Consider the following 13,336-nt stretch of genomic DNA (forward strand, 5'->3'; position numbering starts at 1 on the left):
CCGTCAATTTACCGTAATCGACGAAAAAATAATATGAAAAAAGGGGCGAAACAACTCGCCCCTTTTTTGCTTGACAGAGATTAATTGCGCTTATGACTTGGCAATTGAATCAACTTCTTCCTGGGTTTTATGGCGTACGTCTTGGCCTTTGACCAGATACACGACGTGCTCAGCCACATTCACCGCCAAATCGCCAATGCGCTCGATCGCTTTGGCAATCCACAGAATATCCATCGTCAAGGTGATAGAACGTGGGTCTTCCATCATCACGGTGATCAATTGACGTTGCAGACCACGGTATTCTTGATCCAGCTGGCTGTCTGAGCGTTTCACTTCAGAGGCGGTGGCCGAATCGAGGCGTGCAAATGAGTCGAGCGCACGCGCCAACATATCCAAGGCCAAATTGGCGATGTGATTTAATTCTTGGAAATTAGGCACTTGCAATTTGCCCGCGTCGAAAATGTTTTTCGCGCGCGTGCAGATTTTGTGCGCTTTATCGCCAATGCGTTCCAGATCTTCCACTGACTTAATCACGGTCATCACCAGACGCAAATCCGATGCCGCAGGCTGGCGGCGCGCGATCATGTGCACACACATATCATCGAGCTGAACGTGCATGTCATTGACTTTCTGTTCTTGCTCAATCACTTGATTGATGATCGACAGATCGCCAGTCGCCAAAGCCTTCATCGACAATCGTACTTGCTCTTCGACCAGACCGGCCATACCCAAAACTTGCGAACGAATCGCATCAAGGTCAGCGTCAAATTGTTTTGAAATATGTTCGGCCATGCGCAATTACTCCAGTGTATTTAATCAACGCACCTTAGCAGTACATTATTACCGCAATGTTTCATCTCGGTGCAAAGGGGTGCTATCTTTGCACCGCAGGGCGCTATTGTAGAGCCAGATCGCTTATTTGATGGTTTTTACGCCATTGGCCGTGCCTAGCAGCAACACATCAGCGCGACGGTGCGCGAAGATACCGTTCGTCACCACGCCGACGATTTGGTTCAATTTTGACTCCAAATCATTCGCTTGAGTGATTTGCAAACCGTGCACGTCGATGATGATGTTGCCATTGTCGGTAATCACACCTTCGCGGTACGCAGGGTGGCCGCCGAGCTTGACGATTTCACGCGCAACGTAGGAGCGCGCCATTGGAATGACTTCCACTGGCAATGGGAAATTACCCAAAATATCGACCAATTTTGATTCATCCGCGATGCAGATAAATTTATCGGCCACAGCGGCGACGATTTTTTCCCGCGTCAGCGCTGCGCCGCCGCCTTTGATCATTTGCAATTGATGATTAATTTCATCCGCGCCATCGACATACACGGGCAATTCATCAACCGTATTGAGCTCGTACACAGGAATACCGTGGGATTTCAGACGCGCTACGCTGGCTTCAGATGAAGACACTGCGCCTTTGATCCGACCTTTAATTTCCGCCAGTGCATCAATAAAGTAGTTTGCCGTCGAACCTGTACCAACCCCGACAATGCAGTCATCAGGAATGTAGGCAATGGCAGCACGGCCAACCGCTTCTTTCAATTCATTTTGAGTCATGGCAGCTCCTAAATAGGTCAAATTGGATTACACAGTGAATGCGTAATAGTACACCGTAGTACGCCACTCAGATTGTGAGTTATTTCAATCGTCCGCAGCTTGCCACGCATCAAGAAGCAACCATTCAGTCGCATCCCGCAGCTCACACTCAGCCCAAATCCTTGGCACGCAACACCACCTACGCTGGGTATAAGCTAAAAATCAAAGCCAAATAATCATTTCATAGCGATACCCATTAGAAGTATTCGCTGACTCGCCGTGCACAGATTGTGATGCCGAACTTTGGCCTTAACTGTCGCTACTGCGCCCAGCAGTGACTCGATATACTGCAACACCGTTCCCCTTCGAGTTCACGATGAATTCAGGCCTACTCTCCGCCGCACTCGCTTATTTAATCTGGGGCCTGTTTCCGCTCTATTTCAAAGTGCTGCAATTTTTGCCTGCGGGCGAAATTGTCTTGCATCGCATCGTTTGGGCTTTGCTGTTTTTATTGGGTATCTTGACCTGGCGCGGCCAATGGCAGTGGTTGGCGCAATTAAAAAATCGGCGACTCGTCGCAGGCTTTGCCCTTAGCGCTGTCCTACTGTCAATCAACTGGTTTGTGTATATTTGGGCCGCCAATTCGGGCCGCGTGGTCGATGCCAGCCTTGGTTATTTCATCAATCCGCTGATTAATGTACTGCTCGGCGTACTGGTCTTGCATGAGCGGCTGCGCACGATGCAATGGGTCTGCATTGCCATCGCAGGCGCTGGGGTTGCCTGGCTGACCGTCTCATCAGGGCAATTACCTTGGGTGGCGCTCACCGTCGCGACGACCTTTGGCATTTACGGCTTATTGCGCAAAACTGCGCATCTGGGCGCGCTAGAAGGATTAACGCTAGAAACCGCCTTGCTGTTTCCACTCGCAGTGGCAGGTTTAGTGTATCTGAGCTTGAATGGCGAGAATGGCTTTAGCCATACCTCAACAGGTATGCAGATCACCATCATGCTATCCGGGCCAATCACGGCAATACCCCTACTACTCTTTGCGGCAGCAGCGCGAAAAATCACCATGGTGCAATTGGGCCTGATGCAGTATCTCGGCCCCTCGGTGCAACTAATCTTGGCGATTTGGCTCTGGCATGAGCCCTTTGGGATCGATCGGAGGATCGGCTTTGGTTTGATCTGGCTGGCACTCATCTTGTTTAGCGCCGAAGGTTACCTCAAGCACCGCGCGACTTATAAGCTCGCCAAATAAGCGCGAATACCATCGAGCAGCATTTGCACTGCGATCGCGGTCAAGATCAAGCCCATCAGCCGCTCGAAGGCGGTTGTCACTTGCTCGCCCAAGACTTGGCTGATTTTCTCGGAGAAAGCCAAAGTGAAAGCACACACCAGCATGGTAAGCGCCAGCGCCGCGATCCACACCCAGATTCGCTCCGGATCGCGCGAGACCAGTAGCAGCACGGTCGCTAAAGCCGACGGCCCCGCCAGCAAGGGAATCGCCAGCGGCACAATATAAGGCTCGCCCTGCTGCGTATCGCCAAACACCCCGTCAGGATGCGGAAACACCATCCGCAGCGCAATCAAAAACAGAATCACGCCGCCCGCAATACCGAGCGAGGTTTGCGATAAATGCATTAATTCTAGAAATTGCCGCCCAAAGACCATAAACAGCAGCAAGATAATAAAGGCGACACTGACCTCGCGCACGATCATGCGCCAGCGTCGCTCGGGCGGAACTTGCTTCATCAAAGAAACAAACAAGGGAATGCCGCCCAGCGGGTCGGTCACCAGCAGCAGCAAGACAAATGCAGAGAGAAAAGTTGGGCTATCCATCAACGCAGTTTAGCTAAGCCCACTGTACTGTCATATGCGGGAAAACGCCCAGCTTGAACGGCTAGGCGTCTGATACATAGGAATTAGGAGAAATCCCGCGCCAAGCAGCGCACGCGACTGCGTGCCAGCAATTGAGTAATTTGCTTCGCATGAACCGCAGTGACTTTGACGGGAATAGCTTGCTCGTTTTGCAGTACGTAGTTGTAATGCGGCAGGCTGGCTGATACATCACCACATTGCTCGTACCAGGTGATGAGGGCCTGGCTGCAGCGCAGTAACAGCGGCGCAAGATTGGCCATTTTGGCCAATTGATGCGCGTCTTCGAGAACTTGCCCAGTTTGGCCATCGCCCATTTTAAGCAGCGTTTCACTCAAGGCCGTCAGCGCATGGGCTTTACCCCATAAATTATCATTTTGCTCGCTGAGCTGATACGCCGTCTCAAGCTCAAGCTTGGCTTGTGCGTAATGCCCCTGCTGCGCATGCACACGACCACGGAAATAGACCACCTCGGCCGACCAGATTTTATTGCTAATGGTGGTTTCGAGTAGTTTTTCTGCCTCTGCAATGCATTGCAAAGTATAGCTATAACGCCCCAAGCGATAGGCATCACTAGCCACATTGAGCAGCGCCTCTCCTTTGCGCTCGTCATGGTTGAGTCGACGCGCCATTTCCAGCGCCAACTCATTAAACTGCAAAGCCGACTCCATATCGCCAAAGCCAATGTAGACCTGGCCAACACCGAGATAGACGCGGATACACAATTCTCTATCGTTGATCTTGCGGGCAATTTGTAGGGCATTAGACCAGTGATCGAGCGCACGCATCGGCTCACCACTGAGCAAATGCGATGTGCCAAGCAGGATCATCGCCTCAGTTTCATCGCGCGCTCGTTTGGCCGCGCGAAAACCTTCAATCGCCGAACTAAAGGCCATTTGCGCTTTATCGTGCTCACTGATGTGCTGCCATGCGTGCCCCATAACCGCGCTGGCCAAGGCGGTAAGATAAACATCGCCCTTGACCGATTTGAGCAACTCTAGGGCCACCAAGGGCGAAGGCGGTGAGCCGCAATGCGCCTCTTTGGCAATCGTTTGCAACTCCAGAATTAAACGGTCTCTCTCTGACATTACAAGGTGCCATCCCAACAAATATGATTACTTTCTTTTCGTTGCGCCAAAAATAGCGCCAAATTGGCACGCAATTGAAATACATCGCGCGCTTCACCCGCCTGATACATTGCGCCACCCACACTGATACTGAGTGGCTCAGGCAAGTAGACTTGCTCGAGTTGGCTGATTTTTCGCTGGACCTTGGCGATCATCTCGTCGAGCTGAGATGGATGTTTGCCCAAAGTCACCAACTCAAATGCGCCGCTACTTGACGTGACCAAGACTGCATCGCTCGGCGCTTCGCTTTGCAATACCTGAGCAATCTGCACATAAATCAACATGGCAGACTCTTTCCCCAGCACCTCGCTGATGCTGGCGTAAAAATCAATCCCGATACTGAGTAAGGCCAGCGATACGCCAGCGGCAGCCTGTTCGAGCAAGCCTTCCCAGCGCATGGTGAGGTAGCGCGAATGGTAAAGCCCAGTGATGTCATCCCTAAACCCTACTGCTTCGAGCTGCTGCACCTGCTGATGCTGAACTTCGTTTTTCTCACGCAGTAGTTCAATCTCGATTTCACTGGTGATTTGCTGCAATTTATACTCGATCATCGCCAAACGACGCGGCTTCGATGGCAAAGCAGCACTGACGGCCGGCAGCGCTAGGGCTTGCCTAAAATACACTGCCGCCTCTTGATCACGCCCCAAAGTTTGGCAGGCCCGACCCAATTCAATCGCCATTTGGCGCGCCTCTGCAATGAGTAGCGGTAAATGCTGATTGGCAATATCGATTGCCCAACTGAGTTGCTCGCCACCGATTTCTGGGCTTTTTGCAAACAGTTTGAGCAAGGCCAAACTACAGTGTGCGATCGCCATCGCGTCATTCTGGTACAACTTAATGGCCAATATCAGTGCTTGCTGTGCCAGCGCTAGCTCACCCAACTCACTTTGAAGCTGGCTGATCAGCTCTTGCAATACGGGGCATAAACGCACATTGGGAAACTGCAAGGCACGCTGTAGAGCCTGTTTGGCCATTTCAGCTTGTTCCAGCGCGAGCAAATCAAGACCGATTTGCAATTGCAACAAACTGTGCTGATAGTCACCAAGCTGGGTGACCATATAGGCGTGCTGATGCACCGCCAAAGCACGCTCGGCTTGATTGGCTTTGCGCAGTAACTCGCCTATCTTGGCCCAGTACAGCACTTCATCACTCAAATCTTGCGCACTTTCCAGACCAGCTAACCATGCTTTCATCGCGGCACTGTACTGACCTTGCCGTTCAAATTGCTGCCCTGAACTCAACCATTGTTGCTGATCCACGCTGCACCTATTTTTTCATCATAAAAAAAGCCCCGTAAACGGGGCTTCAGGCTGCTGACTAGGAAAACATCTCGCTGTTCAAGCCTCGGCAAAGCCGAGCCTAGCACGCAAATATGAATACTTGCAGCCTTGATGTTCTATTCCCACCCCTACCGTCCCCTCCCTGAGGGGAAACCTCGCTTCGCGAGCTGGGTTTGTCATTAATAAAAAAGCCCCGCTCGCGGGGCTTTTTTACACAGCTTCGATTACCACTCGCCCAAGTAGGCAAGTATACCCTCTGCTGCATTACGTCCTTCATACACTGCTCGCACAACGAGATCAGCGCCACGTACTTGGTCACCACCCGCGAAAATTTTCGGGTTTGACGTCTGATGTTTGAACGTTTGCTTTTCAGCTGCAATCGTACGACCCCAGTCGTCGGTTTTCACGCCTTGCGCGTCAAACCAGCTTTCTGGCTCAGCCGAGAAACCAAATGCTACGATCACGTGATCGCATTCAAGTACGCGCTCTGAACCCGCTACCAATTCTGGACGGCGACGGCCTTTCTCATCCGGCGCACCCAATTGCGTTGAAACCAAAGTCAGCGCGAGGCTGCCGTCAGCATTCTTTTCAATTTTCACAGGCTGGCTGTTCCAAGCGAATTCAACGCCTTCTTCTTTGGCATTGGCAACTTCGCGTTTTGAGCCTGGCATGTTTTCTTCGTCACGACGGTAAGCACAGATCACGCTGGCTGCACCTTGGCGAATTGACGTACGGTTGCAATCCATTGCGGTGTCGCCACCACCCAGCACCACAACGCGTTTGCCTTGCATCGATACAAAGGCTTCGCCTTCGAGTGTACCCATGCTGTTGCGCACGTTATTGATCAGGAATGGCAAGGCTTCGAGCACGCCAGGCAAATCTTCGCCAGCGATACCGCCTTTCATGTATTTGTATGCACCCATGCCCATGAATACGGCATCGTATTCAGCCAGCAGGGTTTCGATGCTCACGTCTTTACCGATTTCGGTTTTCAGACGGAATTCAACGCCCATTTCTTCCATGATTTTGCGACGGGTCGCGATCACTTCTTTTTCGAGTTTGAATTCTGGAATACCAAAAGTCAGCAAGCCGCCGATTTCTTCGTAGCGATCGAATACGACTGGCGTTACTCCGTTGCGCACCAAGATATCTGCGCAGCCCAAACCAGCTGGACCAGCGCCAATCACGGCAACTTTCTTACCAGTCTGAATCACACCAGACATATCTGGGCGCCAGCCGGCTTTGAATGCTTCATCGGTGATGTATTTTTCCACCGAACCAATCGATACGGCACCCGCATCCACTTGGTTGAGCGTACACGCACCTTCACACAGACGATCTTGCGGGCAAACGCGGCCGCAGATTTCTGGCAATGAGTTGGTTTTGTGGCTCAATTCAGCCGCTTCAAACAGCTTGCCTTCGTCCACCAGCTTGAGCCAGTGCGGGATGTGGTTGTGCACTGGGCACTCCCACGAGCAGTATGGATTACCACAGGACAGGCAACGACCAGCTTGTTCGCCAGATGTTACTTTATCCAATGGGCTGTAGATTTCTTTAAATACGAACTTGCGCTTTTCAACGGCGACTTTATCGCCCGGGTTGCGCGCAATATTCAGAAACTGAAACACGTCTGACATGGGTATAAACCTCAATGCGAATCAGATTGCGACTTACGGGCATATACCCTGCACATCTAAATCAAAACTTATTCTGTCGTGGGCAGCATCGCCGCCCACCACCTCACACACTTAGTCTTTCAACAAGGCATCGAGCTTGGCCACTTTTGGTTTCACCAACCAGAAGTAATCCACAGCTTCATCGAAGTTCGCCAACAACTCAGCGGCTTTGCTTGAACCCGTCAGCGCTGCGTGCGCAGCGATCTTGTCTTTCAAGAAAGCGCGGATTGCGCCGTAGGCTTCGCCATTGATCAGATTCGTGTCGATCAATTCATTGTTGTAGCGATACGCGAATTTTTGGTTTGGATCGTAAACCAGCGCAAAACCACCAGTCATACCCGCGCCGAAGTTGTAGCCGGTTTCACCCAGCACCACCACGCAGCCGCCAGTCATGTATTCACAACCGTGATCGCCCACGCCTTCCACAATCGCTGTCGCGCCGGAGTTACGCACCGCGAAACGTTCACCCGCCATACCGGCTGCGAACAACTCGCCACCAGTAGCACCATACAAACACGTGTTACCAACAATGGTGGCTTCGTGCGAAGCAAACTCGCTACCTTTTGGTGGGTAGATCACGACTTTACCGCCGTTCATACCTTTACCAACGTAGTCATTGGCATCACCGGCCAACTCGATCGTCAGACCTTTAGCATTCCAAACACCGAGCGATTGACCCGCAGAGCCGTTCAGTTTGATGTGCAATGAGCCATCAGCCAGACCCGCTGCGCCGTGCGCTTTAGCGATCTCGCCTGACAGACGCGCACCGATCGAGCGGTGAATATTGCGTACATCGTATTCAAAGCTTTGTTTGGTGCCCGCTTTAATACCTGCCAATGCATCGCGCACCATTTCTTCCGCCAACTCGCCCTTGTCGAAAGACGGGTTGCTCGCTTCAACGCAGAAGCGTGGTACTGAATCTGGTGTTGTACCTTGGCTCAACAGCGCGCTCATCGCGAGTTTCTTCTGTTTCTCAGTCGCGCCTTCAATCAGGCCGAGCAATTCGGTACGACCAACCAAGTCTTCAAACTTGCGAATACCCAAGCTCGCCATCAATTCGCGCGTTTCTTGCGCGATGAAGGTGAAGTAATTCACGACCATTTCTGGCAAACCGATGAAGTACTTACTACGCAGTTTGATTTCTTGCGTTGCCACGCCAGTCGCGCAGTTGTTCAAGTGGCAAATCCGCAGGAATTTACAACCCAGCGCCACCATCGGGCCAGTACCAAAGCCGAAGCTCTCTGCACCCATGATCGCGGCCTTCACCACATCCAGACCGGTTTTCAAACCACCGTCAGCTTGAACGCGAACGCGGCCGCGCAGACCATTGGCGCGCAATACTTGCTGCGCTTCGGTCAAGCCCAACTCGAACGGCGAACCTGCGTATTTCACAGATGCCAGAGGCGACGCAGCCGTACCGCCGTCGTAACCAGAAATCGTGATTAAGTCAGCGTAAGCTTTCGCAACACCGGCAGCGATCGTACCCACGCCAGGTTCGGCAACCAACTTGACCGAAACTAGGGCAGCAGGGTTGACCTGTTTCAAGTCAAAAATCAACTGAGCCAAATCTTCAATCGAGTAAATATCGTGATGCGGCGGTGGCGAAATCAAGCTAATGCCTGGTTTGCTGTGACGCAGTTTTGCGATCAATGGCGATACTTTATCGCCTGGCAACTGACCACCTTCACCCGGTTTCGCGCCTTGAGCTACTTTAATCTGCAGCACTTCAGCATTCACGAGGTAGTGCGGCGTTACGCCGAAACGACCTGAAGCCACCTGCTTGATTTTCGACATTTTCGGTGTGCCGTAGCGAGCTTCATCCTCACCACCTTCACCCGAGTTCGAGCGCGCGCCCAAACGGTGCATACCTTCAGCCAAGGCTTCGTGCGCTTCTGGGCTCAAGGCACCAAGAGACATACCGGCTGAGTCAAAACGCTTCACGATGCTTTCCAGCGGCTCAACTTCGTCAATCGAAATTGCTTTAGCTGGGTCGATTTGCAGCGCCATCAAGTCGCGCAACATTGCGACAGGGCGTTTGTTCACTAGATCAGCGTATTGTTTGTAGGCTTTGTAATCGCCGTTTTGCACGGCCTTTTGCAGCGCCATCACCACGTCTGGATTGTAAGCGTGGTATTCCTCGCCGAACACATACTTGAGCAAACCACCTTGCGCCAATGGACGCATTGGGTTGAATGCCAGCTTGTTCAATTTCGCTTGGTCTTCTTGGAAATCAGCGAAGTTAGCACCAGAAATGCGCGACACCGTGCCAGTTAAACACAGATCGATCACTTCTTCGCCGATACCCACGCCTTCAAACAACTGCGAGCCGCGATAAGAAGCAACGGTCGAAATACCCATCTTCGACAAGATCTTCATCAGACCTTTATTGATACCTTTGCGGAAATTGTTCGCCGCTTTTTCGAGCGTTGACTCGATTTGACCCATGTCGATCAATTCTTTGATCGTCTGGTAAGCGAGGTACGGAACAACCGCCGTCGCGCCGTAGCCGATCAAACACGCAAAGTGGTGTGGATCGCGCGTCGTTGCGGTTTCAACGATGATATTGGTTTTGCAACGCAAGCCGGCATTGATCAGCGCATGGTGAACGGCGCCAACAGCAAACAGCGCCGGAATCGGCATGCGGCCTTTGGCGATGTTTTTGTCCGACAACACGACAATCACCGTGCCTTCTTTCACACTAGCAAGCACGTCAGCTGTCAATTTCTCAATTGCCGCTTTCAACGTCGTACCAGCATCAAAACAGATTTCGAAACGCGCTGATTTGAAGTCTGGGTCAGACTGGCCAACGATGGCGTCGAATTTATCGGTCGACAATACCGGTGAAGTCACTTCCAAACGTTTCGCGTGGCTTGGGCCGTCTTCAAACAGATTACGTTCTGGACCGAAGCACGTGTTCAGCGACATCACAATCGCTTCACGGATCGGGTCGATCGGTGGATTCGTTACTTGCGCGAATTGCTGGCGCAGGTAATCAAATGGCGAACGTACTTTCTCGCTCAATACAGCCATTGGGGTGTCATCACCCATCGAGCCGATGGCTTCTTGGCCATCCGCAGCCAAGACGCGCAAGATTTGGTCGCGTTCTTCAAACGTCAACTGGAATTGTTTCTGGTAGGTCAATAGGGTTGCCTTATCCATTTCTTCCAGTGGCTTGTTGTCTTCCGCCATTTCCAAGTGCGTTGCATGCTCTTTGAGCCACGCACGGTAAGGCTGAGCTGATTTGAGGCTGTTATCGATGGTTTCGGTATCGATAAACTCGCCGGTTTTCAGGTTAACGGCAACGATTTGACCTGGTTTTACGCGGCCTTTTTTCACCACGTCTTCAGGTTTGTAACCCCAAACGCCAATTTCAGACGCAATCGTGATGTGGCGATCTTTGGTAATCACATAACGCGCTGGACGCAGGCCATTACGGTCAAGCGCACAACCGGCGTAGTCGCCAGCCGCCCAAACGATACCGGCTGGGCCATCCCATGGCTCCATGTGCAGCGAGTTGTATTCGTAGAAAGCGCGCAGGTCGCGATCATTGCTATCGACGTTTTGCCAAGCTGGTGGCACGAGCAAACGGAAGGCGCGGAATACGTCTACGCCGCCGAGCACCAGGCTTTCCAGCATATTGTCCAAACTCATCGAGTCTGAACCATTGGTTTGTACGATAGGGCGGATCGCGTCCATATCCAGCTTGTCGCTATCCATGATCGCTTCACGCGCTTTAGCCCACGCGCGGTTTCCCGTCAGCGTGTTGATCTCGCCGTTGTGCGCGAGGAAACGGAATGGCTGAGCTAATTTCCATTGTGGCCAAGTATTGGTCGAGAAACGTTGGTGGTACACCGCCATACTTGAACCGAAACGCTCGTCTTTCAGATCGAGGTAGAACACCGGCAAGTTTTCTGGGGTTACCAAGCCTTTGTATGACATCACGTACGGGTTCAGCGTCGGGATGTAGAAATCTTTGTCGCCTGCGTTGGCTTTTTCAGCCAAGCGACGCGCTTGATAGAGTTTGCGGGCAAATTCGATTTCAGCCAAACCAGCTGGGGCATTGACGAAAATCTGCTTGATCGATGGCAGTGAGGCCATTGCCGCCTCGCCCAGCGCATCCAGATTCACAGGGACGTCACGCACACCGGCTACAATCAGGCCTTGGCTTTCTACTGCGGAAACCAGATTCGCAATGGATTGCGCACAGGTATTGGCATCAAGACCAGCAAATACGAGGCCTGCAGTGAATTGCTCAGCCAGGGTATAGCCATTATCTTGCGCTACGGCTTGCAAAAAGCCAGTTGGCTTGCGAAACAACAACCCGCAGCCATCACCTGATTTGCCATCGGCTGCAACCGCACCGCGGTGGGTCAAACAGGCCAGAGAATTAATCGCAGTCGATACCAGCCAATGCGACGGTTTATCATCCATCTGCGCGATCAAACCGAAGCCGCAGCTATCTTGCTCGAACTGCGGGCGGTACAACGTACCTTCTAACCAGCTTTGTCTATCCATCACAACGGAACCCTTAAAAGCCAAAAAACAAACCCACTAGGGATTGACCCTAGTCAAGCGAAAGGGCTTGATTCTAGCTTTTAAGAGTGCTAAACGCAACCCAAGCGCTGCGCCGAAGGACAATCGGGGATATCCCTGAAAGGCGCAATGGCAAACACTTCACGCAAAGTAAGCTCGATTTAATTGCGCATTAATAATCAGGGCGATTTTGGCATCCACTAAACCGCATTAACAAAGTTTAAGTCTTGCCACCCAGCTCGACTCATACAATATGGCTTTGCAAACCAGCCGCGGAGCCCAAAATGCGACAAGACGAACAACACCTGCGCTTTTTAGCCGAGCACTTACTCAATTCGGGCGTCAGTGATATTGGCGAACGAGAGCGCAACGCGCTGATGCGCATTTCACGCCGCCTACAGGCCAATCGCGCGCAAGATGAAATCCCCGTCGAAGGCGTCACTTTTGGCGAACGCCTTGCCGATCGCGTCGCAGAATTTGGCGGCTCGTGGACATTTATCAGCATTTTTGGCGCATTTCTGGTCGGTTGGGCCATTCTCAACACCGACATTCTGCGCAACCACGCCTTTGACCCCTACCCCTATGTGTTTCTGAATCTGATTTTATCGATGCTGGCCTCGGTGCAAGCGCCACTCATTTTGATGTCACAAAACCGCCAAGCCGCACGTGATCGCTTAACGATGATTCGCGATTTTGAAGTCAACCTCAAAGCCGAAGCGGCGGTACAGGCGCTCAATCAGCGCGTGGAGCATCTGACGTGGAATATCCTGTCGGATTTGAACGAAGTCAAAAACCAGCTTAAAGCGCAACCCGCTGCGCAAGACACAGAAAGCCCAGCAAAATAAAAACCCCGCATTCGTCACATCACGAAGACGGGGTTTGAATTGCGTCAATATAATTGACGTTTAGCGTTTTTTAGACGCCTCGCTACGCTCAATGGCAATCGCAATTAAGTAATGCACAATATCGCGATCATGCCCGATGATCTCGACGCAAGCATGGCGTAGGCGATCGACCAGATATTGCTCCGGCGAATCGATCACGCGCTTAAAGCGGTTGTATTTGAATTTTGAATCACCCACGATTTCTTCCAGCTGCGCCAAACGCTCGGGCTGATTATTACGCAAGCGATAGAGCTTACTTTTGGCCGCCACTTTGCGGTCGTGATTCGGACGCAAGATAACGTGCCAGTCTGCGGGTACTTCGGGGTTTACTTGCTCGGTCATCTTTAATCCTTCGTCATCCAGCCATTTCAATCTGTCGATTATACGGGCAATTGCGCCGTACACCTTAG

General features: G+C 51.9%; 10 protein-coding genes. 2 read left to right on the forward strand and 8 right to left on the reverse strand.

Going from position 1 to position 13,336, the window contains the following annotated elements:
• Nucleotides 1-90 precede the first annotated feature (90 nt).
• Nucleotides 91-792, reverse strand: a complete 702-nt coding sequence (gene phoU, locus HQ393_RS11085; protein ID WP_179355234.1) for a phosphate signaling complex protein PhoU — start codon at nucleotides 790-792, stop codon at nucleotides 91-93.
• Nucleotides 793-915: 123 nt separating this feature from the next.
• Entirely contained in the window at nucleotides 916-1,572 is a 657-nt protein-coding gene (rpiA, locus tag HQ393_RS11090) for a ribose-5-phosphate isomerase RpiA (RefSeq protein ID WP_179355235.1), read from the reverse strand.
• A 355-nt stretch (nucleotides 1,573-1,927) separates the two neighbouring features.
• Here rpiA and rarD point away from each other — a divergent pair, with 355 nt between their 5' ends.
• On the forward strand, nucleotides 1,928-2,809 hold the full coding sequence (gene rarD / locus HQ393_RS11095; RefSeq protein ID WP_179355236.1) for an EamA family transporter RarD: 882 nt from the start codon (nucleotides 1,928-1,930) through the stop codon (nucleotides 2,807-2,809).
• Here the strand turns inward: rarD and HQ393_RS11100 are convergent.
• From HQ393_RS11100 to gltB, 5 genes are all read right to left on the reverse strand, one after another.
• Nucleotides 2,791-3,390, reverse strand: coding sequence for a MarC family protein (locus HQ393_RS11100; protein ID WP_179355237.1), 600 nt, complete (start codon nucleotides 3,388-3,390; stop codon nucleotides 2,791-2,793). The two genes, rarD and HQ393_RS11100, sit on opposite strands and share 19 nt — an antisense overlap.
• Before the next feature lie 83 nt (nucleotides 3,391-3,473).
• The gene (locus HQ393_RS11105) at nucleotides 3,474-4,514 is read right to left on the reverse strand and encodes a tetratricopeptide repeat protein (protein WP_179355238.1); all 1,041 of its coding nucleotides are present in this window, start codon (nucleotides 4,512-4,514) and stop codon (nucleotides 3,474-3,476) included.
• Nucleotides 4,514-5,812, reverse strand: a complete 1,299-nt coding sequence (locus HQ393_RS11110; protein ID WP_179355239.1) for a diguanylate cyclase domain-containing protein — start codon at nucleotides 5,810-5,812, stop codon at nucleotides 4,514-4,516. Before HQ393_RS11110 ends, HQ393_RS11105 begins: the two co-directional genes overlap by 1 nt.
• A 245-nt stretch (nucleotides 5,813-6,057) precedes the next feature.
• A complete protein-coding gene (locus tag HQ393_RS11115) occupies nucleotides 6,058-7,470 on the reverse strand; it encodes an FAD-dependent oxidoreductase (protein ID WP_179355240.1) in 1,413 nt (470 codons plus the stop codon).
• A 111-nt stretch (nucleotides 7,471-7,581) separates the two neighbouring features.
• A complete protein-coding gene (gene gltB, locus HQ393_RS11120) occupies nucleotides 7,582-12,024 on the reverse strand; it encodes a glutamate synthase large subunit (protein WP_179355241.1) in 4,443 nt (1,480 codons plus the stop codon).
• A gap of 302 nt (nucleotides 12,025-12,326) precedes the next feature.
• Here gltB and HQ393_RS11125 point away from each other — a divergent pair, with 302 nt between their 5' ends.
• On the forward strand, nucleotides 12,327-12,887 hold the full coding sequence (locus tag HQ393_RS11125) for a DUF1003 domain-containing protein (protein ID WP_179355242.1): 561 nt from the start codon (nucleotides 12,327-12,329) through the stop codon (nucleotides 12,885-12,887).
• Between the two features lie 60 nt (nucleotides 12,888-12,947).
• Here the strand turns inward: HQ393_RS11125 and HQ393_RS11130 are convergent, their stop codons facing one another.
• Complete coding sequence (locus HQ393_RS11130) at nucleotides 12,948-13,268, reverse strand: hypothetical protein (protein ID WP_179355243.1); 321 nt, start codon at nucleotides 13,266-13,268, stop codon at nucleotides 12,948-12,950.
• Nucleotides 13,269-13,336 lie beyond the last annotated feature (68 nt).

This window comes from Chitinibacter bivalviorum (genome assembly GCF_013403565.1).
Classification (GTDB): domain Bacteria; phylum Pseudomonadota; class Gammaproteobacteria; order Burkholderiales; family Chitinibacteraceae; genus Chitinibacter; species Chitinibacter bivalviorum.